The sequence below is a fragment of the Cytobacillus sp. IB215316 genome (genome assembly GCF_033963865.1).
In the GTDB taxonomy this organism is placed as follows: Bacteria; Bacillota; Bacilli; order Bacillales; family SM2101; genus Nanhaiella; species Nanhaiella sioensis.
Genome location: NZ_JAXBMC010000001.1, coordinates 397,227 through 423,673, shown reverse-complemented (window position 1 = coordinate 423,673; position 26,447 = coordinate 397,227). Strand labels below are relative to the sequence as shown.

Sequence of the window (26,447 nt, the reverse complement as noted above, 5' to 3'; positions counted from 1 at the left end):
TTGGTGTCATGTAATGTTACCCTTGTCCATACAATGTGATAGGAGAGGTGATTTACATGGCAATGGCAAAAATCATTTCATTATTTGCTGTTTATTTATCAATATTTCTATTTGGAATGACCGTGATGCGGATAGGTTTATTTAATATTTCACACGAAAAGATGAAACATGTTATCAAAAGACTTACAATAAATCCGTTTAGCGGTTTTCTAGTCGGGATTGTTGTTACTGCATTATTGCAAAGTAGTTCTGCAGTTATGATTATAACAATCGGCTTAGTAGCAACAGGCTACATAAATTTTAAACAGTCTATTGGAATAATCCTAGGAACAAATATCGGAACAACATTTACTACAGAATTCATAACCATTGATTTAGAAGCAGCAATTTTGCCACTCATTATCATAGGATTTTTGTTTTTATTTACAAACAATATTAAGCTTTTTAGTACAGGAGCCATCGCATTTGGATTAGGCTGCTTATTCGTCGCAATGAATGGCTTTGAGCAATTAGCAGAACCCCTATCGCTCATACCTTCTGTGCACTCTTTTTTAGAGATTACAAATAAGAGTGGTATTTTTGGCGTAGGTTTAGGAACGTTTTTGACAGCAATTATACAATCTAGTACTGCGACAACAGGAATTGTTATGGGCTTTATGAATGAAAATGTCTTAAGTTTACAGGCCGGAATCGCCATTATTTTAGGGTCAAATATCGGAACATGTATAACTGCATTCTTAGCTAGTATCGGTGCTAGTCATGAGGCAAAATTAACTGCGTATGCACATATTTGGTTAAATGTATTAGGTGTAGCCATTTTCTACCCTTTTATAAAAAGCCTAGGTACAATAGCTGAACTCCTCACCACTATTCCTGATGTTCAGTTAGCTCATGTTAGCGTTATTTTTAATGTAATTTGCTCTCTTATCGCCCTGCCACTTACTGGCCTAATTGCTTCATTTATTATTCGAATCCATAGCACAAAAAAAATAGCTTAACTAAAGTTTACTTTTATTGTAGTTTGTTACCATCATATGGCATAGATATAACTGAATACGCAATCAAGCTACATAATGAGCAAAATCGTGCACGCTTGAACAGCGTCATCAAAGGTTAAGTTAATGACCATAAAGTCATATTATGATGACGCTGTGTTAGCCCATTAAAAAAGCTCCATTCACATTGTTTGTTGTTTTTCGTAGGCTGCAACGATAGTTTCTTGACATCTATGCTGTTTTTAAAATGCTGATTAATTAATTCACAACATTAATGAGAGAATGGGCCTAAACAAAAAAAGTCCAGCGTAATCTGGACTTTTAAGACGAAAGCTTAATATTGTTAATAACATTGTCATCTTCAATTACTTTAACGAATTGGCCTTCATTATAAGGATAACCGGCTTTTGTAATTTTTACTTTGACTATTTTGCCAATCATTTCATCATTTGCAGGCAAAATGACTTTTAAATAATTATCTGTATAGCCCACATATAATTCACCACTAGGATCATCCTTTAACCGCTCTTCAGGAATAACCTCAAGTACTTCTCCTTCAAAATCAGAAGCATACTCTTTTGCCAATTGATCTGATAACGCTATTAATTGATGGACTCTGTCATTTTTTATTTGTTCGTTTACTTGGTCTTCCATACGAGCTGCTGGTGTTCCAGTTCGCTTAGAATATGGAAACACATGAAGTTCTGAGAAACGATGTTCTTTAACAAAATTATATGTCTCCATAAATTCTTCAGATGTTTCTCCTGGGAATCCTACAATCACATCTGATGTAATGGCAAGACCTGGAAGGGCTTCTTTAAGTTTTGTCAACCTTTCCCCAAAATGCTCCATCGTATATTTTCTACGCATACGTTTTAAGACAGTATCAGAACCTGATTGTAATGGAACGTGCAGGTGACGAACTATTTTATCTGATTTATTTAGAACATCTATCACTTCATCCGTAATTTGGCTTGCTTCAATCGACGATATACGAATACGCTTTAAGCCTATTACTTGTTCATCAAGCTCACGTAAAAGCATTGCCAAATTATAATCTTTCATATCTTCGCCATATCCACCCGTATGAATACCTGTTAATACAATCTCTTTATATCCAGCATCAACGAGCTGCTGTGCCTGTTTAATTACTTCCTGTGGATCTCGTGAACGCATGAGTCCACGTGCCCAAGGAATGATACAAAATGTACAAAAATTATTGCAACCTTCTTGTATTTTTAAAGATGCTCTAGTCCGATCTGTAAATGTTGGAACTTCGAGCTCTTCATAAGTACGGGCTTTCATAATGTTTCCAACACCATTAATCGGTTGACGTTCCGCTTGATATTGCTCAATATAATCCAGCATTTTTATACGATCCTGTGTCCCGACAACAATATCGACTCCAGGAATAGCCATTACTTCTGCTGGAGAGGTTTGCGCATAACAACCCGTTACACAAATGACCGCATCTGGATTTCTTCTAACAGCACGACGAATCACCTGTCTGCTTTTTTTATCACCTGTATTTGTTACAGTACAAGTATTTATTACATAAACATCAGCAGTTTGATCGTATTCAATACGTTCATAGCCTGCTTCTTTAAATAATTGCCAAATAGCTTCTGTTTCATAATGGTTAACTTTACAACCAAGAGTGTGAAACGCAACTGAAGGCATCTTCATCACCTCGATAGTTCAAAATGATAAGAAACAGCAGATAATAAATATATCGGAGCTGTTTCTGTCCGTAAGATTCTTGGACCTAGGCCACAAGATTTAAAACCGTGGGAACGTAATTCTTCTACTTCTTTTTCTGAAAGTCCACCTTCTGGACCAAATACTACTAACAGAGATTGATTAGCGACCATTTTGCTTAAGGTAGCAGCAAGTACCGATTGTTCTCCTATTTTTGCTTCTTCCTCATATGCAATCAGCTTGTAATCATAATTAGCACTATTTTCAAGTAACTTCTTAAAGGTCATTGGGTCGTATATATCTGGAATTTTATTTCGATGAGACTGCTCCGCCGCTTCTTTAGCAATTTTCTGCCAGCGTTTAATTTTTTTTAAGCCTTTTTGTTCATCCCATTTCACGATTGAACGAGCAGCATTAAAAGGGATAAACGAATTGGCACCTAATTCAGTTCCCTTTTGAATCACTAATTCAAGCTTATCCCCTTTAGGCAACCCACTCGCTATTGTTACTTTAATAGGTAGTTCATTTGAGCTCTCTACCCATTCTACAATATTTGTTAATACTTCTTCATTGGTAATTTCCACTATTTCACAACGCGCAGTCCTTTGTCCAACTATTACGTATATACTATCTCCTACGTTCATCCTCATCACACGGGTAATATGATGATGATCATCATTAGTAATTATTATTTGGTCATTTTGCTCGTATTTTTTGTCATCTATGAAATAGCGCTGCATATTGAACACCTTCTATCCACAAAAGGGTAGTAAATTACTATTACAGGGGCTTTTTGACAATCATAGCAACCCAGTCTTCCATCGTGATTGTTTCTTCAATAACAAATCCAGTATTTTGCAATGTCTCTTTCACCAAGGCTTTTTTTGTATTAATAATACCTGACGTAATGAACATGCCACCTGGTTTTAAAAGGCGATAGGCATCTTTAACAAACCTAAGTATAATTTCAGCTAATATATTTGCAACAATGATGTCTACTTTGGTTTCAATTCCATCTAATAAGTTGTTTTGCTCAACTATGACATTATCACTTACTTTATTCAATTTCGTGTTGATTCTTGCACTTGCAACTGCTACTTCATCTAAATCATAAGCGAATACTTTGTCAGCACCTAGTAAAGCTGCTGCTATACTTAGTACTCCAGAACCTGTACCAACATCAAGTATTTTGTCATCTTGCTTTACTGTTCGCTCAAGTGCTTGAATACACATGACAGTTGTTGGATGTGTCCCGGTCCCAAATGCCATGCCAGGATCAAGCTCAATAATTAGCTCATCACTGCTCACTGGCGTATACGTTTCCCAAGTTGGTACAATCGTGAACTTCTCAGAAATTTTAACAGGATTATAATACTTTTTCCAAGCAGTTGCCCACTCTTCTTCATTTACTTCACTAATTGTAATTCTGTTACTTCCTATATCAATATCATATATTAATAACGTATTAATAGCTTCTTTAATTTCCTCTACTGTTTCCCCCAAAAAGCTGTTAACAGGTAAATATGCTTTAATGACTACGCCCTCTTCAGGATAATCATTAGGGTTGAGTTGGTAGATTTCACCGTATGCAGTTTCTCTTTCCTTTGTTAAATCGTGTAGATCTTCTATAACTACACCACCTGCACCTGCTTCATGTAAAATGTTAGAAATAGGTTCGACAGCTTCCTGTGTCGTATGAATAGAAATTTCAGACCATTTCATATCTACCAACTCCATTAATAATTATTTAGACTCTTCGTAATCTTCGATGTTAATTGTTACTTTTTAGTTGAGTACTTACTCTTTATAGGAACGTTAATTAAGTAAGTTATATTATCATAACAAAAGATTCATTTACAATCATGAAATGAATCAATAATTCCATTGTTGAATACCTTTTGATGATATTTAGTTCTCTTAAATCATACCCTTGATAGATAATATAACAGTTATAATAAAAGTCTAGGTCATATTTACAGCTTGTAAACATATTAATCAGGTGAGGTAAAAACCCACCTGATTAATATGTTTAATTTGAATCGTGGGTTAATCCCCCTTAAAAGCTCTCTTAACTTTTGCAAAAAAGCTGTCATCATGTTCGTCAGGAGCTTCCTGATTCCCCAGCTCATTAAACTCTCTTAACAATTGTTTTTGTTTTTCAGTAAGCTTTGTTGGTGTAATAACTCTAACTTGAATATGCTGGTCACCTTGACCATACCCACGAACATTTGGTACACCTTTACCACGAAGACGGAACTTTGTTCCTGTTTGAGTACCTGCTGGTATTTTTAGCTTAACTTTTCCGTGAAGAGTAGGAACTTCAATTTCGTCACCCAGAGTACTCTGAGCAAATGTAAGCGGCATTTCACAATAAATATCGTCACCTTCACGCTCAAAAAATTCATGTGGTTTCACATGAAAGACAATATAGAGATCACCCGCTGGTCCACCGTTTATACCGGCTTCCCCTTGACCTGTTACACGTAGTTGCTGACCATCATCAATTCCAGATGGAATTTTCACGTGTATTTTTTTTCTTTTCTTTACTTTTCCAGCTCCATTACAAGTTGAGCATTTTTGGGTCACTTTTTTCCCTGTACCTTCACAATGATGACAAACACGTCTATTAACTATACGGCCAAACGGTGTATTTTGTTCAACACTTAGCTGACCACTACCATTACAATGTTTACACGTTTCAGGTTTCGTTCCTGGTTTTGCTCCCGAACCATGGCATGTTTTACATTCTTCTTCTCTTGGAATTTCAATGTCAGTTTCTTTACCAAAAACTGCTTCTTCGAATTTTAATGTCATTGTATATTGAAGGTCTGCCCCTTGTTGGGGAGCATTTGGATCACGACGGCGTCCTCCGCCACCAAAGAATGTACTAAAAATATCTTCAAAACCACCGAAACCACCAAAGTCACCACCACCACCACCAAATCCTTGATTTGGATCTGTATGACCAAACTGATCATAATGGGCACGCTTTTGATCATCACTCAAAGTTTCATATGCTTCTTTTACTTCTTTAAATTTATCTGCAGCGTCTGGTTCTTTATTAATGTCAGGGTGATATTTTTTGGAAAGTTTGCGGTAGGCTTTCTTAATTTCATCTTGTGAAGCACTTTTACTAATCCCTAGCACCTCATAGTAATCTCTTTTACTCATTTAAAAATCCACTCCCGGTTCATTCACATAAAGATAATTCTATCATCTATCATAAGAAAAGCGCAAGCGCTTGTTTATCACCGACAAGACTAATGTCATTTCAGTTGAAGGCGCTTTTTACCTTCTAGTGAAATGGCGAAGTGACCTCAAGGGGATAGGCGCTGGAGCTAGACAATTAGAAATGCATAAGCGCCTTGCTCACCCCCGATAAGCACAAGCGCCATTTTCCATTCAACTGATCATAATGGGAATTAAATATAGTTTCTGCTTCCTTATAAAAAAGTCAAAGTCATATTATGACTGACTTTGACTTTGTGAAGCTTATTTATCGTCTTTTACTTCTTCAAATTCCGCATCTACTACATCGTCACCTTTAGGACCTTCATTGTTACCAGCTTCAGCACCTTGTTGAGCTTGAGCTTGTTGAGCTGCTTCCTCGTAAAGTTTCATTGATAGCTGTTGAACAATTTCTTGAAGAGCATCTTTCTTAGCACGGATTTCTTCTAGCTCATTACTTTCTATAGCTGCTTTCAGAGCATCCTTCGCTTCGTTTACGTTGTTCACTTCAGCTTCATCAACTTTTCCTTCTAGGTCTTTCAAAGTCTTTTCAGCAGTAAATACTAGCTGATCCGCTTCATTACGAAGTTCAACTTCTTCTTTTCGTTGTTTATCTGATTCAGCATTGTCCTCCGCTTCTTTAACCATGCGTTCAATTTCATCATCAGATAGCCCTGTTGAAGATTTAATCGTAATCGTTTGTTCTTTATTAGTTCCTAAATCTTTTGCACGCACATTAACGATTCCATTTTTATCGATATCAAATGATACTTCAATTTGTGGTACACCACGTGGTGCTGGTGGAATATCTGTTAATTGGAAGCGACCTAATGTTTTGTTATCTGCTGCCATAGGTCTTTCTCCTTGTAGCACGTGAATATCAACTGCTGGTTGATTATCTGCTGCAGTTGAGAAAACTTGTGACTTACTAGTTGGAATTGTAGTATTACGATCGATTAATTTTGTAAATACTCCACCCATCGTTTCAATCCCTAAAGATAACGGTGTAACATCCAATAACACTACGTCTTTAACATCTCCTGTTAAAACACCGCCTTGAATAGCCGCACCAGAAGCAACTACTTCATCAGGGTTAACACCTTTATGAGGCTCTTGTCCTACAGCTTTTTTAAGAGCTTCTTGAACAGCAGGAATACGAGTAGATCCCCCAACTAAGATAACTTTATCTATTTCACTTGCAGATAGACCTGCATCAGACATCGCTTGACGAGTAGGTCCCATTGTACGTTCAACGAGATCTGCGGATAACTCATCAAATTTCGCACGCGTTAAGCTTACCTCTAAATGTAACGGTCCTGCTTCACCAGCAGTAATAAACGGTAATGAAATTTGAGTTTGTGTAACACCTGATAAATCTTTCTTAGCTTTTTCAGCTGCGTCTTTTAAACGCTGTAAAGCCATGTTGTCTTTTGAAAGGTCGATACCATTTTCTTTTTTAAATTCAGCAACTAAATGGTCAATAACTACTTGGTCGAAGTCATCTCCACCTAGACGGTTATCACCTGCTGTAGATCTAACTTCAAATACACCATCACCTAGCTCTAAAATAGATACGTCAAATGTACCCCCACCAAGGTCATAGACGAGGATAGTTTGGTCTTCCTCCATTTTATCTAATCCATAAGCAAGAGCTGCTGCTGTAGGCTCGTTAATAATACGTTCTACTTCTAAACCAGCAATTTTACCAGCATCTTTTGTTGCCTGACGTTCGGCATCGTTGAAATATGCAGGAACAGTAATAACAGCTTTAGTAACAGGCTCTCCTAAATACTCTTCTGCATAAGATTTTAAATGCTGTAAAATTATAGACGATACTTCTTGTGGTGTATACTTTTTACCCTCTACTTCTACCGTGTAATCTGTTCCCATATGACGTTTAATCGAAATGATTGTATTTGGGTTTGTAATTGCCTGACGCTTAGCAACTTCACCAACTTGTCTTTCACCATTTTTAAATGAAACAACTGACGGAGTCGTGCGATTACCTTCTGGATTAGGAATTACCTTTGCTTCTCCACCTTCCATCACAGCAACACATGAGTTAGTCGTCCCTAAATCAATTCCAATAATTTTACTCATTTTCTTCGTTACCTCCTAAAAATTATAAATATGTAATAAATCTTTATTTGCTACCCATTCACTTTTACCATCGATGGTCGAACAACTCGGTCTTTAAGTTTATAACCCTTTTGCAGCTCTTCTACAACAGTATTTGGGTCATGCTCAGCATCTTCTACTTGCATGACAGCTTGATGTAGATGCGGATCAAACGACTCCCCAGCAGCTTCAATTACTTCTACACCTTCTTTTTGTAGTGCATCGAATAGCTGACGGTAAACCATTTCCATACCTTGTAGTATAGATTTTGTTTTATCATCATCTGCTTCTACTTGGAGTGCTCTTTCAAAATTATCTAATACTGGTAAAATATCAGACACTAAATTAAAGGCTCTATATTTTTCAGCTGCTTCACGATCAAGACGTGTGCGGCGACGGAAATTATCAAAATCAGCTTGTATCCTAAACGTGCGATTTTCTGCTTCATCAAGTTTTTTCTCTAAATCATTAATTCTTGGGTTTACACTTGATTCCTCGCTCGTTTCTTCAGGATTCTCATCTGATTGATTGTCATTATTTTGAAGATCAACTTTATTTTCTTCAACTTGGTCAACATTTTCACTTTCATTTATACCCTTATCTTCAGTTACATTACTATCATTAACCAATGATTTCACCTCCCTTAAAATAAAACAAACCTCACCTAAAACTAATTAAAAGTTGGAATACAGGTTTTATTTTCTATGAAGTGGTCATACGAAATGGATGGGATCATACTCCCATCCTTATTCAATATTTCCACTGTTAATTATTTTGATACAGCTTAGTCAATACCTTTGATAAGTCAGTAGAAAGTAATGATAACAAGCTAATCACACGTGAATATTCCATCCTTGTTGGGCCTAAAATAGCTATAGATCCAAGCTGTTCGCTACCAATGGAATACGTTGCTGTTATCAAGCTACAATTTTCCATCGCAGAGAGCTTATTCTCTTTGCCAATTTTTATGCTTAATCCAACATTGTTAGGCCTAATCAAGTCATAAAATTCTTTTTCTTGATCAATCATCGTAAGTAGCGTACGAACTTTATGAATATCGTGAAACTCTGGTTGACTTAGCATATTTGTCTTACCGCTAAAGTAAACCTCATTTTCTTTCTTTAAAGATAGTGAATTCAAGATTTCATTTAATAATCTGTCATAGCTATCCACTTCAGTACGTAATAAGTTCGATACTTCCATGACGATTCTATCATGTAACTCAATTAATGGTACACCAACTAATCTCTCGTTTAACAAATTAACCATTTTTTCAATATCACTAGGGTCGATAGAACTTGTAAATGATATCGTGCGATTTTCTACATGACCTGTGTCTGTAATGATAATAGCGACAGCAGTCTCACTATTGATCGGAACGATTTGAATACGTTTTAATTTATGTTCAAAGACCTTTGGCCCTAAAGCAATCGCTGTATAATTTGTCATTTCTGACAAAATTTGAGATGATTTTTTAATAATTTTTTCCAATTCATAAATATGGTCTGTAAAAATCGATTTCACATTCCCTACGTCTTCCTTGGTTAACAATTGAGGTGACAGTAAATTATCTACATAATAACGGTAGCCCTTTTCAGATGGAACTCGTCCTGATGAACTGTGTGTTTTTTCAATAAAACCTAACTCTTCAAGATCAGCCATTTCATTTCTAATTGTCGCTGAACTATACATGATTTCATCTTTTTTCGACAACGTTCTAGAGCCAACTGGTTGGGCAGATTGAATAAAATCATCAACGATAACTTGCAAAATTAATAACTGACGGTCTGTTAGCATCTGTACTCACCTCTGTTAGCAACTGTCATCACCTCTGTTAGCACTCTGTCTATCCGAGTGCTAAATCTAATAATAAATTACCAAAACAAATGCGAGATGTCAATCATTTAGAATACTTATATAAATGCTTGAAACACTTCATTACCTAATAGCATGCCTCTATGAGTTAATCTAATATAATGTTCATCTTCTTCTAACAAGCCTTTTCGTTGTTGCTCAATAATTTGACTATGGAACCTATCATGAATATCTTCATTAAATTTATTGAAAAAGGCTCCTTTTGACACCCCTTTTATTTTACGCAACCCGAGAAACATTTCTTCTTCCATTTTTTCCTGTTGCGTTACTTCATGACTCTCTGTCGCTCCTTGTCCATGTCTAGCCACTTCTGTAATATATTTATTTAGTGGGCCTGCATTGGTTATTCTTTTCCCATCAATATAACTATGAGCACCAGCACCAAATCCATAATATTCCTCATTATTCCAATATGTTAGATTATGCACACTCTCCATACCAGGCTTAGCAAAATTACTAATTTCATATTGGTTATATCCATGTTTTTTCATTTGTTGTATGACATGCTCAAACATTGTAACTTCCTCTTCTTGAGATGGAAGGTGTAATTTCCCTTTTTTTTGCAAGTTAAAGAAAACAGTTTTTGGTTCAACAATTAAGGAATATGCCGAAAAGTGGTCTACATTTAGAGAGAATGCCTCTTGTAAAGTCTCTTCCACTTGAGAAATTGTTTGTCCTGGTAAACTATACATTAAATCAAGATTAACGTTGTTAAATCCTATCTCTTTAGCCCAATCTACTGACTTAAAGATATCTTCTTTGCGATGGGCTCGCCCGATCTGTTGTAAAATCTTATTATCAAATGACTGCACTCCAAAGCTGATTCTATTTACGCCAGCATCGTATAACAATTTTATCTTTTCCTTTGTTAATGTTTCACCAGGGTTCGCTTCAAACGTATATTCTAACTTATCATTCACTGGATTAATATATCGCTTAATACTTTCAAGTAACCTTTCAAGTTGTTTAATATTTATGGCTGTCGGTGTCCCTCCGCCAACAAATATCGAACGAATATCATTTGAAGGGTAGCGCTCTAGAGTTTGTTGTATCTCTTTTTCTAAAGAATTTAAATACTCATTTACTGGCTGCCCCTTTAAAAAAACTTTATTAAAATCGCAATAATGACATATATGCTCACAAAAGGGTATATGAATATAAACTCCAGATGCCACTTCATCACTACCTTTTCCTTTTTAAGTTCAGCTAAATAATTCGTAAGCTGTCATACCACTCTGTCTGTTAAATTTATCTATTCCTAACTTCAACTTGAGTATATAGAAAAGCCGCAGAATTTTCTGCGGCAAGTAACATTATAAAGTACATTTACCTATGTGTTCAAATGGGTTGTAGATTTGTTATTTTTCTTCATCCATCTTTAACACTGCCATAAATGCTTCTTGCGGAACTTCGACAGATCCAACTGACTTCATCCGTTTTTTTCCTTCTTTTTGCTTTTCAAGAAGCTTCCGCTTACGGGATATATCCCCACCGTAACATTTTGCCAATACGTTTTTCCGCATAGCTTTAATAGTGGAACGAGCAACTACTTTAGTACCAATTGTAGCTTGAACAGGTACTTCAAACTGTTGTCTTGGTATTAATTCCTTCAGTTTTTCAACGATAATCTTCCCACGTTCATATGCAGAATCACGGTGAACAATAAATGATAATGCGTCTACTTGCTCTCCGTTTAATAAAATGTCCATTTTTACAAGCTTTGAAGCTTTGTAACCTATGAGCTCATAATCAAACGAAGCATAGCCCTTCGTGTTTGATTTTAACTGATCGAAGAAATCGTACACAATTTCTGACAATGGAATTTCATAAATTATACTAACTCGATTTTCATCTAAATACTGCATATCGATGAAGATACCGCGCTTATTTTGGCATAGATCCATGACAGCACCTACAAAATCATTAGGAACCATGATCGTTGCCTTAACATATGGTTCTTCTACTCGTTCAATACTTTGTGGATCTGGCATATTGGATGGATTATCAACTCGCACCTCGATACCATCTGTTAAATAAACTTGATAAATTACACTCGGTGCTGTTGTAATTAAATCAATCCCAAATTCTCGTTCAATTCTCTCTTGGATGATTTCCATATGCAATAGACCGAGAAATCCACAACGGAATCCAAATCCAAGTGCTTGAGAAGTTTCTGGTTCAAATTGCAATGCCGAATCATTAAGCTCCAATTTCTCTAATGCCTCACGAAGATCATTATATCTGGCGGTATCTATTGGGTATAATCCACAAAACACCATTGGATTCAAGCGTCGATAACCTGGAAGCGGTTCTACTGCACTGTTTTTGGCATCAGTAATTGTATCACCTACACGGGTGTCACCAACATTTTTAATAGATGCTGTTAAAAAGCCTACGTCACCAACACTCAGTTCGTCCTGTAAAACGGCTTTAGGTGAGAATACTCCTACTTCGTTAACTTCAAACTCTTTTCCAGTTGCCATCATTCTTATTTTTTGACCAGGCTTTACTGTTCCTTCAACGACTCGAATATATGCAATAACTCCTCGATAGGAATCGTATAAAGAATCAAAAATGAGAGCCTTAAGCGGTGCTTCTGGATCTCCAGTTGGTGCTGGGACAGTTTGAACAACTTGTTCAAGTATATCTTCAATACCAATACCAGCTTTAGCAGAAGCTAAAACTGCATCAGAAGCATCCAAGCCGATAACATCTTCTATTTCTTGTCTTACTTTTTCAGGGTCGGCACTCGGTAGATCTATTTTATTTATTACAGGTAGTATCTCTAAGTCATTATCCAGTGCTAAATATACATTTGCCAATGTTTGAGCTTCAATACCTTGAGCTGCATCAACTACTAATACTGCACCTTCACATGCAGCTAAGCTTCTAGAGACTTCATAAGTAAAATCAACATGCCCTGGTGTATCAATCAAATGAAAAATATATTCTTCCCCGTCTTGGGCATTATATTTCAATTGAACGGCGTTTAATTTAATTGTAATTCCACGCTCTCGTTCAAGATCCATTGAATCTAACAATTGATCTTTCATCTCACGTTGGGCTAAAGCACCCGTCTTCTCCAATATACGATCTGCTAATGTTGATTTTCCATGATCAATATGCGCTATTATAGAAAAGTTCCGTATTTTTGATTGCCTATTTACTCTTTCTTTCTTGTTCATTTTAATTCACTCCTACCATTATCGGCACAACATACACTAGCATTGATTATATCAATTGCCAAACATACATTCAATAGGAAAAGCGGAAGCGCATCGTTCATTCCCGACAAGCACTGGAGTAAAATCACATGAAGGCGTTGTTTGCCTTCGGGTGATTTGGCGAAGTGACCTCGAGGGAATATGCGCTGGAGCTAGACTACAGGAAAAGCACAAGCACCTTGTTTATCCCCGACAAGCACTGGAACTATTGCATATGAAGGCGTACTTTGCCTTCAGATGAAATAGTGAAGTGACCTCGAGGGGATAGGTGCTGAAGCTAGACATCAGGAAAAGCGGAAGCGCATCGTTCATTCCCGACAAGCACTGGAGTAAAATCACATGAAGGCGGTGTTTGCCTTCGGGTGATTTGGCGAAGTGATCTCGAGGGAAAATGCGCTGGAGCTAGACATCAGGAAAAGCAGAAGCGCATCGTTCATTCCCGACAAGAACTGGAGTAAAATTACATGAAGGCGTTGTTTGCCTTCATGTGATTTAGCGAAGTGACCTCGAGGGGATAAGGAAAGAGCGGAAGGTACTTGTTAATCCGCAACAAAGAAAAAACCATTCTTAATGTGAGATGGTTTAGTAATTGTACTTGACATGAAAAGCACGGTTACCCTGATTTACCTTCCATAATTTTCGCAAAGAGAGTATCAATCATTTGTAATATTTTCTGAAATGTATTACTTACCGCTTCCGCAATTGTTTTCCCCATTGATGAAAATAGATTAAAGGCTTTAATTTCAGCTAATTGCTGTTGTTTTTGTTTCAAATCATGACTCGTTGCTTCCAAACCTAGAACACTTGCCTCAAATTCCCCATTAGAGGTTTCTACAATTTCTAATGCACCTCGAAATGAAGGATCATCATACCCTTTCATCTCAATAATCCCACTATTGGCCTTCTGCATTCCTATCAAAACACCAAAAAGAAGGACCGTACATAAAAGAAAGCACTTCATCATGAATTTCCACATGATACTCACCCTCACAGACTTATTACGGAAGCACCGCTAAGCTCATATATAATAAACTAACTTCACCAGGATTGAAGGTCTCACACTTAAGAACGTAAAACACTAATAAGGCTGTTTCCTCATCGATTTATCATGACATAAATACGTACATAACTAGAGTACGCGGCATCTTTTTTTCTTTACAACGCTAACTAACAATGTAAAACCACTTTTTTTATTACTAATTTGATGACAATAGCAATAAAGTTTACGAAAAGAGCCTAAAACAAAGAAATTTCTTTCATGAGAACGATGATTTAATGAACAATTAGATTGCATAAATTACTGTGCAGTTGTATCTGATTCGGTAGATACTTTCTCAGCTTGCCAATAATACTCACTGAAAACATCAGCAATAGCTGCTGCAGTACGGTTCAATTCCTCAAAGGTGTTGTCCACGCCACCAAATTCTATTAGCATAACATTGTCCGATAGGTCCTGATTATACATGCCATTTTGTCCTTCTCCACTCCATTCAAATACCCCTCTACTTAGACCAGGATATTTTTGCTGTAACAATTGATGTAGGTCATCAGCGAGCTTAAGGTTACGTTCATAACGAGCATTATTTCCTCCAATAACAAAAGCGGTCTTAGCATAAGATTTACCATTAATCACATGTGTTGTTTGTTCTTTCCTATTAGCATCACGATGTATATCTATAAAATACTGCAAATCACGGTTATTTGTCATTGCACTTTGCACTAAAGGTTTGGATTGGTCATATGCCTGAAAGAACTTCAACTGGTTAGCGATTAATTGCCCCATTATGTCTGTCTGATCTAGCTGAACGCCTATCCCTCTTTTTTCCAACTCAGATGCAAGACGCTCACCAACTAAGGTAACATTAACTTCGGAATGATAAGCTTTATCCGGGTCAGTTACCCCTTCAAGATGAGGCAAATACGATTCACGACTATGTGTATGATAAATATAGACAACGTCTTTGCCGTTTGTTGTTAATACTGGGGGAGTTACTTTTTCAGTTCCTTCAGTTTCACCTTCCATTTCTTCCATATTTTGAACAGAAGCATCTCTTTCTGCTAATAATACCTCTATTGGAGGCGCTGATTCATAAGGTAAATTTGTATAATTAGTTCCATCACCAGCGACAATTATTTTACTGTCATACAATGCATAACCAGGTAATTCACTGCCAAGCAAGCTCCGTGGGTCATCAAGGTTAATGCTCGTTGCCATTTCAAAAAGTAGAGAAGGGAAATTTGTTTCTGGTTTAGTAGATAAAATTTGAGAAAAATAATGATTTTCAAGTGATAATAAGTAAAGTAATGATTCACTAGTAAGGCTAGTTGTTAAATCGTTGATGGAAGATGACGAAATACGATATTTTGGCTTTAGCGATGTCAGTATTGCAGTAACCGAAAATATCATCATGCAGCCTAACATCATGATGATTATTGTTTTTTTTATATTAGATCCCTTTATTGTCATAACCATTCCTTGACCTCGCTCAAATCTCATGGGCATTTCCCTCCAAAGCTTGTCTACTTAATCAGTATGAACAAACCTTGAGAAATAGAACCTTCCCCACCTTGAAGTACATGTTAAAAGCTCAGTTTCTTTCGTTCCATAGAACTTCCTCAATGTGTATACGCTCCTGCATTATCCTGATCAACCTGATCATGTAAAGCAGCATTTAAGCCTGATGCAATAACATTTGCCATATCTTCAATAAATACATCTACTTCTTTCGGAGTGACCATTAAGTTATGCCCTAGTGGTGATAGCACCTCATGAATTAATTTTCGCTTCTCATCTTCTTCTAGAGTACCAACCATCCCCATAAACGTTTGTCGATGCGTATCTTCCGGTAAATCTTCTTCTGTCAGCTTTCGTCTTTCCCCAAACGTCATTCCCGCAGGTGCAAGTGAACGAGATGGACGGCTTCCCTCTTTCATTTCTCTACCAAAGTGTTTCAATATAAAGTCAACGGTGTCACTAGTAATTGAAACTGCATCAACAACTGTTGGGATACCAATTGCTATAACAGGAATGCCCAACGTTTCAATACTCAGTTCTTTACGCTTATTACCCACACCAGACCCAGGGTGAATGCCTGTATCAGAGATTTGAATTGTAGCATTTACACGTTCAATTGACCTTGCAGCTAATGCATCAATTGCAATAACAAAATCTGGTTGTGACTTTTCGATAACCCCATGAATAATATTACTCGTTTCTATCCCAGTTAAACCCATTACACCTGGCGCGATGGCACTTACTGATCTAAAGCCACCCTGGATACTTTCAGGTTGCAGCTTAAATAGATGTCTAGTTATTAACAAGTTTTCTACTGCTATAGGTCCTAACGCATCAGGAGTAACATTCCAGTTTCCTAAGCCAACGACTAAGCAACTAGCGTCTTTTTGAATGTTTAACTGCTGTAAAAAATTACTGAATTCATTAGCGAAAACTTCTTCAACATGCTGTTGTAACTCAGTATCCTGTTGTCTAATCCCTTCTGCTTGAAGAGTGACATAACATCCAGCTTTTTTTCCTACCGCCTTAGCACCGTCATTATTTATATCAACTTTCGTAACCTTTACACCGCCGATATCATTCTCTTTTACTACCACTCCATTGATTGATGATTGTTCCTTTGTCGCTTCTTCCCTCGCATTGCTTTCTAATGCCATTTCATGAGCTTCTATTGCTAAATCGGTTCGCACAGAATACTTACTTACGTCTAATTGAGACAAAAAGAATGCACCCCTTTTTTTTCAAATCGATTTATAATCTAGTTTTACCACCAGTCAATAGAAACATTCATTGTTGAATAAGTATTGCATTATTAGTCCTCGTTTGATAGAATATCATGTGTTCTAATGTAAGTGATATGTCGAGTTTACATCATCTCGATTGTTATTTTTGGGAGGTGAAATACATGCCAAATATTAAATCAGCTATTAAACGTGTAAAAACAGGCGATAAGCGTCGTGCTCATAATGCTACACTTAAATCTGCAATGCGCTCTGCTGTTAAAAACTTTGAAGTACTTGTTGACAACAAAGACGTTGAAAATGCGCAAGCTGCATTTGTATTAGCTTCTAAAAAGCTAGATAAAGCTGCAAGCAATGGGATTATCCATAAAAATGTTGCATCCCGTCAAAAGTCTCGCTTAGCAAAAAAATTAAACAGCATTACTGCTTAATAACATGCGATCCTTTTAAAGGGTCGTTTTCTTTTACAAAGGCTCTTTGCGTAAGGTTAATAAATAGCCATTTATAATACTTTGAATGCTAGTTTAAGCATAGGGGTGCAGTCCCCATAAAAAACAAGCTTGACCATCTTATACACGATGTTCAAGCTTGTTTTTCGTAAACTTTGTTGCTAGCTGCACTAAATATGATAGGGAAGTATGTTTTATAAGATTTTTTAGCCTTTAGAACAGAAAAGATGCCACCAGCAATAAGCTGTATTTGTGTTTATTTCCTAGAAAAACAGCCATCGTTAAAAATACTCTATGAATGTATGTTATGTTGAATCAGCTGTAAATGCGTTTAGTGTATTTGCTCTTGTAATGACATAATAAATAGTTCTAAAATCAATTGTTTATCTACATTACCAACTTTCATATCGTAGTCTGCTTCTGCTAGTTGACCGATAATTCCTTTTAATTCTTGGTCCCCAAAGAGCTTAGCCTGCCCAGCGGCTAGCTTTACGCGATACGGATGAACTTTTATAATAGATGAAATTTTTTGTTGGTTATAGCCCTGCCTAGCTAATTCTTTCACTTGATATATTAAGCGAAACTGGTTTGATACTAAAGACAATATTTTTATCGGTTCTTCCTTTTGCTCGATTAAATCAAATAAAATTTGCATTGCTTCAGCTGGTTTTCTCTGAACAATAAAATCTATTAGTGTAAATATATTTTGTTCAAGTGTTCTAGCTACAAGTAATGTTACTGTTTCATGTGATATATTTCCACCAGGTCCTACGTATAATGCTAATTTATCAATTTCAGTTGTTAGTAGCATAAGATTCGTACCTACTAAACGTAGCATTTCTTCCACGGCCTCATTTTGAATGAGCACTTGAAATGATTCTGCCCTTTCCACTATCCATTTTTGAAGCTCTTGTTCTGTCAACGTGTTAGCTACAAGTAATTCCGCTTTTTTCTTTAGTAATTTAGTAAGCTTTTTTCTCTCATCTAATTTTTCATATGGAGCATAAAATACTATAATTGAAAAATCTGCTGGCTGATTTATAAAAGTTTCCAGTTTTTTTAAATCATGTTCGATTTTACTCTTCTCACTAGTCAAGAATGTAGGATTGTTAAATATGACGATTTTTTTGTCACCAAAAAACGGATATGTTTCTGCATCTTCTATCCCAGCTTCTATAGGAGTTTCCTCTAAATTATATGTAGACAAGTTAAATTCTATTTCTTCATTCTTTAACCCGTGAGATATAAGTAATTTTTTTGTCTCATTGAGTAAATATGTCTCTTTTCCATATAATAAGTATAAGTTGTTAATATTCTCTTGTTTAATTTTCCTCCATATGTCAAGTGCCATTTTTTCTCTCCGATCTACTTTCGAAATGGTTCTCTTCATATGGTAAAAGTATTTTCCCACTTTTACAAGTGGCAATGGGAACCGATCTCCCAAAACGACCAATTCCCAGTTTATATGAACGTTACAGCATAAGCCCCGAGTCACTTATATTGTAACGATATTAATTTGTATGAATATCATTCCCGTATAAATTAAGAACTATTTGTGACAACTCTTGTCATTGTAGGAAAACAAACTAATGAATGTAGATTTTTTATGAACTTTCGCTTATACTATTATTGAATTAGGGGGGGTATTTTGTGAATCAATTTGAAGAAAATGTCCAAAGTAAGCGAAACGATGCTGTAGATTCAGGAGTTGGGTTTATCGTATCTTTCGGATTTTTTGCAACTATGTTTATCATTGCTACTGTAATTAAACTTGTAGGTTCTTAATAACCACCTCATCACACTTGAGACTGTCGTATGACAGTCTTTTTTTGAGGCTGTGTTCGCATTGATTTTTTTCGTACATAGAAATAAATAGCTTACTTTAAAATAACTGTTAAGACTGCTTAGAAGAGATAATATTGGAGAGGCCTACGTTTTCTTAATTTATGTTATGGTAATGTTGTGTAAAAGGTTCCAGTTTCATTAGTATATGTGTATATGATTGCTCCGTGTTTATCTGTTCTAAATATACGAATATTTCTTATAGCTAAACGATCTATTACCTTTTCATGCGGATGATTAAATTTATTATTTTTGCCAGCGGATATTAATGCAATTGATGGGTTGATGACTGAAAGGAATTGTTCTGTAGTTGAAGTATCGCTACCATGATGACCAACTTTCAATACGTTACTTGATAAATTCGGAAAGGATCTAATAAGTGACAACTCTCCTTGCGCCTCTAAATCTCCAGTAAAAAGCCAATTTAAACCACCGATAGAGGTGAAAATCACAATTGATTGATTGTTCTCATCTATTTCTGTTCCACTTGGTGATAATACATAAAATGTATACCCATGATCTAGCCATTGATCACCTTTTTTCACTAAATTTATATGTGCATTTGAAGATATTGCTTTTGCAACTAATTCCTTTTCAAAATTAGTGACAAGCTTTGTATTAGACAATACTACTTCGTCTATGTCGATGTTTTCAAACAACGTAAACGCTTCTCCTGCATGATCCATGTCACTGTGAGTTAAAATTAATTTATCAATTTTTCTAATACCCTTTGCTTTTAATAAAGGTAATATTACATCTTCACCTACTTGAAATGTGTTACTCTTCTGTTGCCATAATTCTTGAGTAAATGGAATAGAACCTCCTGTATCAATTAAATAAACCGACTTTCGATTTGGAAGTGTAATTAATATACTGTCGCCTTGACCAATATCAAGCATTATGACTTCCCCTTGGCTGCTAAAAAAATACCAGTTCCAGTTAAACAATACTACAATGAAAAATATACAAACCGGAACGGTTAACCTTCTCCAAGTCCCTTCTTTCTCTAAATATGTAAAGAACAGAATAATACTAAATGCATACCCAAACATAACGATTGTAGTTGGTCTTCCAAATGTAAGAGATGATATTGAAATACTGGATAACAAAGAAACAAACTCATTTGCATTATTTAGAGCAAAAGAAAGGCATAAATCAAGCAACTTACCTATTGATGGATAAATGAAAAAACTGGTTAATGTTATAAATGACAAAGGGAGAATAAACAAAGAAAAAAATGGTACGAATATAAGGTTTAGAAGGATACTAAGGGGAGATAATTCATAAAAATTATATACAATAATTGGTAATGCTGATAATTGAGCAATTACTGACACACATAATAATTGGGATATCCTATTCTTTCTGCGCCCTATAATTTTGCTGGCTGAAAAAATCAATGAATAAGTAACGATAAATGACAACTGAAACCCAACTTCAAGTAACTGATACGGATCGATGAGTAACATACATAAACAAATGATACTTAGAATATTGATGATGTGGACGTTTAATGACAATTTAAAGGCTAAGAATACACACCATGCCATTAAACCAGCCCTCATTACCGAAGGTGATCCTCCTGCTACAATAATGTATACAGGGATGATAATTAGTAGTATATTAGTCATTGTTTCACGTGTTATGCCAATCCTCAAGCCTATTAAATATATGAAACCTGTCACAAACCCAACGTGTAGTCCTGAAATGGCTAACAAATGAACGATACCTAATTTCTGATAAGAGGATAACACTTGTTCATCTATAGCATGTCGATATCCATATATTAATGCTGTAACGAACCCTGACGATGCGGTAGAAAGATTGTCCATCGTAAACTTGATACCTTTTTGTCTCATTGATAACATGTGATCATACACCGTCATACCATCTGTGGAGCATTGAGTTAATTGAATGCTTTTTGGTTTAAGAATCCAATGCACTCTGTGGCTTCGCAAATATGATTTATAATTAAATTCATAAGGATTTCTACCATTAGCTGGTTCTTCAAGTGTCCCTTCTAAATAGCACTTCATACCTATTTGTATAGAAGATAAAGCTTCCTTCTCCATGTTAGAGCTTATTTTATATCGTAATAACAGTTTTTCCTTATTAGGAAGTTTGACTGTTGTCGTTAACTGGTTACCATTAATTTGAATATCTGAAGTAAATTTAATAATAAATCCGGTAGCTGTTGAAGAGATGTTACTTTTATTTTGTTCATCTATATAAGTTGAATAAAGGAAGAAAAAAATGTACAGTGCGAAGAAAATAACGGCTGTAGTAAATTTCTCTCTAATAAATACGTAAACAACATAGAGGAGTAAACAAAACAATACGGTAGGATGTAATGTGTGATATGAGGTTAATATCCCTAATACAGCTGCTATTAAAGCATATATGTAACTTTTGTTCATAAATACCTCCTTAATACGAAGGTGTTATTAATAGCTCATAACATTCTAGCTCTTAGATACAAATACAGGTGGAGAGCGGTCTCCACCTACGTTCTCCATTTGTGTCTGACTGATTTTCAAGGCTTGTCTATTTACACATATGAGGTAAACAGCTTATTTGTCTCATCATGTAGCTTACTAATTTCTTTATTATCTAAACCTTCATCAGCCAACCTCTTAATTAACGAGGTGACGAATAACAGTTTTTCTTGATTTTTTAAATCAATAATCATTTCATCTACTTCAACTTGATCGACCAATATATTAGACTCTTTAAACATTTCTAGTGCATACGGATGGTTTTTATAATCGTTCGCATAATATACTGCCTTTATTCCACTTTGTATAAGCGCTTTACAGCACTGTAGACATGGAAAATGTGTAACATAAATTTCAGCACCTTCTGTAGGAACCCCAAATTTAGCACATTGTAAAATAGCATTCATTTCTGCATGAATCGTCCTCACACAGTGGTTATCAATTACATAACAACCCTCATCAATACAATGTGTGCCACCTGCTATAGATCCATTATATCCACCAGCAATTATCCTCTTATCCCTTACAATTGTGGCACCTACAGCAAGCCTTGTACAAGTACTTCGCAATGCTAGTAAATGACTTTGTGCCATAAAATATTGATCCCATGAAATGCGTTCCATAAAGACTCCCCCAATATGTTCAATATATCAATAGTGTAATGAAAGATGTGTAGATTCGTCAATTTTCGATATCATGCTTTTGAATACTAATAACAATCAATCGTAGAAAATATTTTTATAAACAGTAAGCTTCTCAACAGCTTTTTCTGTTGTTTTTTGTGGTTGTTTTTCTACTAAGAAATTCGAGCCAGTAATTCTACTTTAAAATGCTGATCATTGCATAACAACCTCGTATAATTATTTAATACAGCAATCATAAACTAATTTATGATAAGGTCATGTAAATTTCATCCATTTACCTTACTACTACGTATTCAAGCAACTTTTCTAATGATTTTTCACCAATTCCAGATATTTTTAACAAATCTTCAACCGTATGAAATGAGCCGTACTCCTCACGATACGATATAATCGCCTCAGCCTTTTTACCTCCAATTCCTGGCAAGGATTCTAATTCAGCCATCGTGGCACGATTTAGATCTACTTTATCTTTTTCTTTTTCCATTAATGAATATTGTAAATCATACCCCTCCTCCCCTTGCTTAGGTACATAAAGAACCATTTCATCATAAACCAATTGTGCTAAGTTTACTTTAGACATGTCTGCTAACTCTAATGCTCCTCCTGCCTGTTCAATAACATCCATTACCCGAGAGCCTTCTGCCATTTCATAGACGCCCTCCGATGTGACGGCTCCTTTTATATCGACATATATCACATGAGATACTTCCGTGCTACTTTCTGCAATCGGTTTGTCTTGTTGCTCCAAAAAAGATGGTAAACTACTGTCAACGATAGCTGTTTCATCAGGTCTCGTTATCATATTAACAACAATACCAGTCAAAATAATTAAAATTATTAAAGCAACAAACCAATACTGCTGATATTTTCGTAGAAATTCCATTATTAAGCTCCTTTCAATTCAGTCATAAAGTAAAAATAAAAATCATATTGTATATGAGAGATATTGTTACGTCAGGAGGGGATATTACAATGAATGTAGGGATTATCGGTACCGGAAATATGGGCAAGGTGTTAATTGAGGCATTTATTGAATCAAAAGCTCTATTACCATCAAAACTGTGTATATTCAATCGAACGATTGAAAAAGCAGAAAAAATTAAGATAAACTTCCCTGAAATAACAGTTACTTCTGATGCTGAAGATGTCATAAACCAGTCAGATATCATTTTTATTTGTGTTAAGCCACTACAAATTCACCCCCTTTTACAACAAATTTCACCTTGCTTAACACATAATAAATGTCTCGTTTCAATAACTAGTCCAATATCAGTACATCAAATTGAATCTATGGTAAACTGTCAAGTTGCAAGGGTTATTCCAAGTATTACAAATCGAGCGTTTTCTGGAATTTCATTAATATCCTTTGGCGAAAGTTGTAGCCAGCATTATATATCCTATATTAATTACTTATTTTCAAATATATCTGAACCCGTTCTCATTGAAGAACAAGTGACCAGAGTAGCATCTGATATAGTAAGCTGTGGCCCAGCATTTTTCAGTTATTTAATACAGAGATTTATCGATGCGGCTGCAAATGAGACGGAGATTACAAGAGAGCAAGCAACTACTTTGGCGACAGGAATGATAATTGGGATGGGTGAGCTTTTACAAAAAGATATTTTCACTTTACAAACGCTTCAGGAGAAGGTATGTGTAAAAGGCGGTGTTACTGGGGTAGGTATCGCAGTATTAGAAAAAGAACTAGGCGACATGTTTGAACATTTATTTCAAAGCACCCATGACAAGTTTTGTGAAGATATAGAGGATGTTCATAACCAATTCATTTAATTATTCTACATTTTAAGCAAAATCCCTTCAAAATTTTTTCATTTGGTTTCAAAGGGTCAGACTGTATTCAGTCTGACCCTTTGATTGTATGTAACAAGTTTTATTTTTTTGCCACAAAAAATATTCTTTCTGTCTGTTCATTCACTGGTTCAACGGTAAAATCACCACTGATAGACAGTACAGTAAACCCTGCTTGAACAAGCCACTGTTCATATTGATCTATTAAAAACGTACGTTGCGTATGAGTTTCATCATAGCGTGCATATAACTCTGTATCTTCTTCCCTCACAAAAAAGGCTAGGTCGTGCTCTACACTATTCGCAAGTTCACCATCAAAACACTGCCAAATATAACTAATGTCTTGTTCATGGTGTGCAAAAGTGTGTGTTGCTATATAGTTACTGATTTTACTTACAGAGTGAACATCAAACATTAACAAACCACCATCTTCTAGTTGATTATATACATGGTGAAAGGTTTGTTCAACGTCTTGTTGTTCTATTAAATAATTTAAAGAATCACAGAATATAAGAACGCAATCAAATAACGGGAACCCTGATAATTCCTTCATATCTTTTTGTATAAATGAGATCGAATGTTTATTGGACAATGATTTCTCCAAAGCTACAGCTAGCATATCCTCTGACATATCTACACCCGTAACATCGAATCCTTCATCTGCTAATCGGATGGATAATTCCCCCGTACCACAAGCCAAATCAAGTATTTTGGGACCAATTCTATACTTTGTTATATTTTCTCTCGCGAACTTCAGCCATAAATCATAGGGGGCATCTTTCATTAAGCGGTCATAGTAATATGCAAAATGATTGTATGTCATTGACTTAGCTCTTGTTGTAGGTCTACCCTCTGTGCATCTCCCCAAAGCTTTTCAAGATTATAATAGCTTCTTTCATCCTTGTGAAAAATGTGCACTACAACATCTCCAATATCTATTAAAACCCATCGAGCTTCATCATAGCCCTCGAGTCGTTTAACCGTATAGTCTTGTTCTTCAACAAGATCTTTAATTTCCTTTGCAATTGCTTGTATTTGTTTTTCAGAATTCCCTTGGCAAATTAAAAAATAATCAGCAATAAGTGAAATACCTTGCATATTTAAAGCTACAATTTGCTCTGCTCTTTTATCATCTGCACCTTTGGCAGCAAGTAATAACAAGTCATGATTTGTCATATTTTTGGTCCTCCGTTTTTTTCATAAGTAAATCGTTATACGTTAATAATGTATCCGGATAAATTAACTGTTTTTTGTTCATTAAAAACATCATCGTGTTATGCAAAGCCTGAATGACAGCATCATCTAAATTCTGAGAAGCTATAGCTCTTACTTCTTCTACACCAGGAAAATGCCTGCCAGGTTCAATATAGTCAGCCAAAAAGATAATTTTTTCAAGTAAAGTCATATTTTCTCTACCAGAAGTATGATATTTTATCGCATCAATGATAGCTAAATCTTCAATACCTACTTCTGTTTGTACTAGATAAGCCCCTACTGGTGCATGCCATAGTTCATTATGAAAGTGCAATAAATTTTGATTCATTTTTTGCTCAATGATGATTTTTTTCATTTCTTCTTTCGATCTAAATTTTGCATAGTCATGAAAGATAGCAGCTAATTCACACTGCTTTTGATCACAATCGTACCGCTTTGCTAATTTAAGTGCAGTTTCCATAACGCCAATCGTATGTAGATAACGATGCTCAGTTAATTGTTCTTTTACAATTTGTAAAGCTTCTTCACGTTTCATATAACCTATTCTCCGCAATATATTGTCTAACCTTACTCGGCATAAGATAGTGAGTCGTCTTGCCTTCTTTCAATCTCTGTTGCAGCAATGAAGAAGAAACATCAAACTGTGGAATTACTACTTGTAGTATAGGGTAATTCGTATTCAAATCATATTGCTCCCTTTTGACACCTACAAATGTTACTAACTCCAGTAGATCATTGATTTTATACCATTTAGGCAAATATTCAACCATATCAGCACCAATAATGAAATAAAACTTGTAATCACTATACTTTTCAATCAATGCCTTCATTGTATCATACGTATATGATACTCCTTGTCGGTCAATTTCAATCGTATTTAGCTTAAATAACGGGTTATCTTCAATTGCGAGTCGCAGCATCTTAAGTCTATCTTCACTACTTGATATATATTTATGTTGTTTATGTGGAGGTGTATACGTTGGCAAAAACCAGACCTCTGATAAATGTAGCTTATCTAGAACTTCATTTGCTATTAATAAATGTCCATTATGAGGAGGATCAAATGTCCCACCAATAATTCCTACTTTTTTCATACGTA

At 35.6% G+C, this 26,447-nt stretch carries 24 protein-coding genes; 4 read left to right on the top strand and 20 right to left on the bottom strand.

The window, feature by feature from the left end; all coding sequences use genetic code 11:
• Positions 1-56 precede the first annotated feature (56 nt).
• Positions 57-998 carry a Na/Pi symporter gene (locus SLH48_RS01900; RefSeq protein ID WP_320256819.1) on the top strand — a complete coding sequence of 314 codons (942 nt, stop codon included), beginning with the start codon at positions 57-59 and terminating at the stop codon, positions 996-998.
• 318 nt (positions 999-1,316) lie between these two features.
• On the opposite strand, the gene mtaB is transcribed toward SLH48_RS01900, so the two are convergent.
• The 12 genes from mtaB to gpr all read right to left on the bottom strand — a co-directional run bounded on the left by mtaB (position 1,317) and on the right by gpr (position 16,873).
• Entirely contained in the window at positions 1,317-2,675 is a 1,359-nt protein-coding gene (mtaB, locus tag SLH48_RS01895) for a tRNA (N(6)-L-threonylcarbamoyladenosine(37)-C(2))-methylthiotransferase MtaB (RefSeq protein WP_214480316.1), read from the bottom strand.
• A 5-nt stretch (positions 2,676-2,680) separates the two neighbouring features.
• A complete protein-coding gene (locus SLH48_RS01890; protein ID WP_320256818.1) occupies positions 2,681-3,433 on the bottom strand; it encodes a 16S rRNA (uracil(1498)-N(3))-methyltransferase in 753 nt (250 codons plus the stop codon).
• 40 nt (positions 3,434-3,473) lie between these two features.
• Complete coding sequence (gene prmA / locus SLH48_RS01885) at positions 3,474-4,415, bottom strand: 50S ribosomal protein L11 methyltransferase (RefSeq protein ID WP_214480318.1); 942 nt, start codon at positions 4,413-4,415, stop codon at positions 3,474-3,476.
• Between the two features lie 324 nt (positions 4,416-4,739).
• Positions 4,740-5,864 carry a molecular chaperone DnaJ gene (gene dnaJ, locus SLH48_RS01880; protein ID WP_320256817.1) on the bottom strand — a complete coding sequence of 375 codons (1,125 nt, stop codon included), beginning with the start codon at positions 5,862-5,864 and terminating at the stop codon, positions 4,740-4,742.
• A gap of 321 nt (positions 5,865-6,185) precedes the next feature.
• Entirely contained in the window at positions 6,186-8,021 is a 1,836-nt protein-coding gene (gene dnaK, locus SLH48_RS01875; RefSeq protein ID WP_214480320.1) for a molecular chaperone DnaK, read from the bottom strand.
• 50 nt (positions 8,022-8,071) lie between these two features.
• Positions 8,072-8,632 (bottom strand): nucleotide exchange factor GrpE, encoded by a 561-nt coding sequence (gene grpE, locus SLH48_RS01870; RefSeq protein WP_320257144.1) that lies wholly within the window; start codon positions 8,630-8,632, stop codon positions 8,072-8,074.
• Between the two features lie 172 nt (positions 8,633-8,804).
• Entirely contained in the window at positions 8,805-9,836 is a 1,032-nt protein-coding gene (hrcA, locus tag SLH48_RS01865) for a heat-inducible transcriptional repressor HrcA (RefSeq protein WP_214480323.1), read from the bottom strand.
• A gap of 116 nt (positions 9,837-9,952) precedes the next feature.
• Positions 9,953-11,089, bottom strand: coding sequence for a radical SAM family heme chaperone HemW (hemW, locus tag SLH48_RS01860; RefSeq protein WP_320256816.1), 1,137 nt, complete (start codon positions 11,087-11,089; stop codon positions 9,953-9,955).
• Positions 11,090-11,272: 183 nt separating this feature from the next.
• Positions 11,273-13,099, bottom strand: coding sequence for a translation elongation factor 4 (gene lepA, locus SLH48_RS01855; protein WP_214480326.1), 1,827 nt, complete (start codon positions 13,097-13,099; stop codon positions 11,273-11,275).
• A 652-nt stretch (positions 13,100-13,751) separates the two neighbouring features.
• The gene (locus tag SLH48_RS01850) at positions 13,752-14,099 is read right to left on the bottom strand and encodes a YqxA family protein (RefSeq protein ID WP_320257143.1); all 348 of its coding nucleotides are present in this window, start codon (positions 14,097-14,099) and stop codon (positions 13,752-13,754) included.
• A gap of 336 nt (positions 14,100-14,435) precedes the next feature.
• Positions 14,436-15,635, bottom strand: a complete 1,200-nt coding sequence (gene spoIIP, locus SLH48_RS01845; RefSeq protein ID WP_320256815.1) for a stage II sporulation protein P — start codon at positions 15,633-15,635, stop codon at positions 14,436-14,438.
• A 119-nt stretch (positions 15,636-15,754) separates the two neighbouring features.
• Positions 15,755-16,873, bottom strand: coding sequence for a GPR endopeptidase (gpr, locus tag SLH48_RS01840; RefSeq protein WP_250886446.1), 1,119 nt, complete (start codon positions 16,871-16,873; stop codon positions 15,755-15,757).
• A 185-nt stretch (positions 16,874-17,058) separates the two neighbouring features.
• Here gpr and rpsT point away from each other — a divergent pair, with 185 nt between their 5' ends.
• Positions 17,059-17,325, top strand: a complete 267-nt coding sequence (rpsT, locus tag SLH48_RS01835; RefSeq protein WP_214480331.1) for a 30S ribosomal protein S20 — start codon at positions 17,059-17,061, stop codon at positions 17,323-17,325.
• A 349-nt stretch (positions 17,326-17,674) separates the two neighbouring features.
• On the opposite strand, the gene holA is transcribed toward rpsT, so the two are convergent.
• On the bottom strand, positions 17,675-18,694 hold the full coding sequence (holA, locus tag SLH48_RS01830) for a DNA polymerase III subunit delta (protein ID WP_320256814.1): 1,020 nt from the start codon (positions 18,692-18,694) through the stop codon (positions 17,675-17,677).
• A 299-nt stretch (positions 18,695-18,993) separates the two neighbouring features.
• Between holA and SLH48_RS01825 the strand changes: the two genes are divergently transcribed.
• Complete coding sequence (locus tag SLH48_RS01825) at positions 18,994-19,128, top strand: YqzM family protein (RefSeq protein WP_214480333.1); 135 nt, start codon at positions 18,994-18,996, stop codon at positions 19,126-19,128.
• Between the two features lie 164 nt (positions 19,129-19,292).
• Here the strand turns inward: SLH48_RS01825 and SLH48_RS01820 are convergent, their stop codons facing one another.
• The 3 genes from SLH48_RS01820 to SLH48_RS01810 form a co-directional block, all read right to left on the bottom strand.
• Positions 19,293-21,602, bottom strand: coding sequence for a DNA internalization-related competence protein ComEC/Rec2 (locus SLH48_RS01820; protein ID WP_320256813.1), 2,310 nt, complete (start codon positions 21,600-21,602; stop codon positions 19,293-19,295).
• A 131-nt stretch (positions 21,603-21,733) separates the two neighbouring features.
• A complete protein-coding gene (locus tag SLH48_RS01815) occupies positions 21,734-22,303 on the bottom strand; it encodes a ComE operon protein 2 (protein ID WP_214480335.1) in 570 nt (189 codons plus the stop codon).
• Positions 22,304-22,598: 295 nt separating this feature from the next.
• The gene (locus SLH48_RS01810; protein WP_320256812.1) at positions 22,599-23,207 is read right to left on the bottom strand and encodes a helix-hairpin-helix domain-containing protein; all 609 of its coding nucleotides are present in this window, start codon (positions 23,205-23,207) and stop codon (positions 22,599-22,601) included.
• A gap of 89 nt (positions 23,208-23,296) precedes the next feature.
• Here SLH48_RS01810 and comER point away from each other — a divergent pair, with 89 nt between their 5' ends.
• On the top strand, positions 23,297-24,115 hold the full coding sequence (gene comER, locus SLH48_RS01805; RefSeq protein WP_320256811.1) for a late competence protein ComER: 819 nt from the start codon (positions 23,297-23,299) through the stop codon (positions 24,113-24,115).
• A 100-nt stretch (positions 24,116-24,215) separates the two neighbouring features.
• On the opposite strand, the gene SLH48_RS01800 is transcribed toward comER, so the two are convergent.
• The 4 genes from SLH48_RS01800 to SLH48_RS01785 are packed head-to-tail and all read right to left on the bottom strand — an operon-like array spanning position 24,216 to position 26,442.
• Positions 24,216-24,956, bottom strand: a complete 741-nt coding sequence (locus SLH48_RS01800) for a class I SAM-dependent methyltransferase (RefSeq protein WP_320256810.1) — start codon at positions 24,954-24,956, stop codon at positions 24,216-24,218.
• A complete protein-coding gene (gene rsfS / locus SLH48_RS01795; RefSeq protein WP_214480343.1) occupies positions 24,953-25,309 on the bottom strand; it encodes a ribosome silencing factor in 357 nt (118 codons plus the stop codon). Before rsfS ends, SLH48_RS01800 begins: the two co-directional genes overlap by 4 nt.
• Positions 25,296-25,883 carry a bis(5'-nucleosyl)-tetraphosphatase (symmetrical) YqeK gene (gene yqeK, locus SLH48_RS01790; protein ID WP_320256809.1) on the bottom strand — a complete coding sequence of 196 codons (588 nt, stop codon included), beginning with the start codon at positions 25,881-25,883 and terminating at the stop codon, positions 25,296-25,298. Before yqeK ends, rsfS begins: the two co-directional genes overlap by 14 nt.
• Positions 25,873-26,442, bottom strand: a complete 570-nt coding sequence (locus SLH48_RS01785) for a nicotinate-nucleotide adenylyltransferase (RefSeq protein ID WP_320256808.1) — start codon at positions 26,440-26,442, stop codon at positions 25,873-25,875. The genes yqeK and SLH48_RS01785 overlap by 11 nt, the downstream gene beginning before the upstream one ends.
• Positions 26,443-26,447: the final 5 nt, after the last annotated feature.

Excerpts from the sequence above, each read along its gene's own strand:
- SLH48_RS01785 (WP_320256808.1), bottom strand. The coding sequence starts at position 26,442 with ATGAAAAAAGTAGGAATTATTGGTGGGACATTTGATCCTCCTCATAAT.
- lepA (WP_214480326.1), bottom strand. The coding sequence starts at position 13,099 with ATGAACAAGAAAGAAAGAGTAAATAGGCAATCAAAAATACGGAACTTT.
- SLH48_RS01890 (WP_320256818.1), bottom strand. The coding sequence starts at position 3,433 with ATGCAGCGCTATTTCATAGATGACAAAAAATACGAGCAAAATGACCAA.
- hrcA (WP_214480323.1), bottom strand. The coding sequence starts at position 9,836 with ATGCTAACAGACCGTCAGTTATTAATTTTGCAAGTTATCGTTGATGAT.
- SLH48_RS01850 (WP_320257143.1), bottom strand. The coding sequence starts at position 14,099 with ATGAAGTGCTTTCTTTTATGTACGGTCCTTCTTTTTGGTGTTTTGATA.
- rpsT (WP_214480331.1), top strand. The coding sequence starts at position 17,059 with ATGCCAAATATTAAATCAGCTATTAAACGTGTAAAAACAGGCGATAAG.
- dnaK (WP_214480320.1), bottom strand. The coding sequence starts at position 8,021 with ATGAGTAAAATTATTGGAATTGATTTAGGGACGACTAACTCATGTGTT.
- yqeK (WP_320256809.1), bottom strand. The coding sequence starts at position 25,883 with ATGAAACGTGAAGAAGCTTTACAAATTGTAAAAGAACAATTAACTGAG.
- holA (WP_320256814.1), bottom strand. The coding sequence starts at position 18,694 with ATGGCACTTGACATATGGAGGAAAATTAAACAAGAGAATATTAACAAC.
- rsfS (WP_214480343.1), bottom strand. The coding sequence starts at position 25,309 with ATGACAAATCATGACTTGTTATTACTTGCTGCCAAAGGTGCAGATGAT.
- SLH48_RS01900 (WP_320256819.1), top strand. The coding sequence starts at position 57 with ATGGCAATGGCAAAAATCATTTCATTATTTGCTGTTTATTTATCAATA.
- comER (WP_320256811.1), top strand. The coding sequence starts at position 23,297 with ATGAATGTAGGGATTATCGGTACCGGAAATATGGGCAAGGTGTTAATT.
- SLH48_RS01815 (WP_214480335.1), bottom strand. The coding sequence starts at position 22,303 with ATGGAACGCATTTCATGGGATCAATATTTTATGGCACAAAGTCATTTA.
- SLH48_RS01800 (WP_320256810.1), bottom strand. The coding sequence starts at position 24,956 with ATGACATACAATCATTTTGCATATTACTATGACCGCTTAATGAAAGAT.
- SLH48_RS01820 (WP_320256813.1), bottom strand. The coding sequence starts at position 21,602 with ATGAACAAAAGTTACATATATGCTTTAATAGCAGCTGTATTAGGGATA.
- prmA (WP_214480318.1), bottom strand. The coding sequence starts at position 4,415 with ATGAAATGGTCTGAAATTTCTATTCATACGACACAGGAAGCTGTCGAA.
- mtaB (WP_214480316.1), bottom strand. The coding sequence starts at position 2,675 with ATGCCTTCAGTTGCGTTTCACACTCTTGGTTGTAAAGTTAACCATTAT.
- SLH48_RS01810 (WP_320256812.1), bottom strand. The coding sequence starts at position 23,207 with ATGGAATTTCTACGAAAATATCAGCAGTATTGGTTTGTTGCTTTAATA.
- spoIIP (WP_320256815.1), bottom strand. The coding sequence starts at position 15,635 with ATGAGATTTGAGCGAGGTCAAGGAATGGTTATGACAATAAAGGGATCT.
- dnaJ (WP_320256817.1), bottom strand. The coding sequence starts at position 5,864 with ATGAGTAAAAGAGATTACTATGAGGTGCTAGGGATTAGTAAAAGTGCT.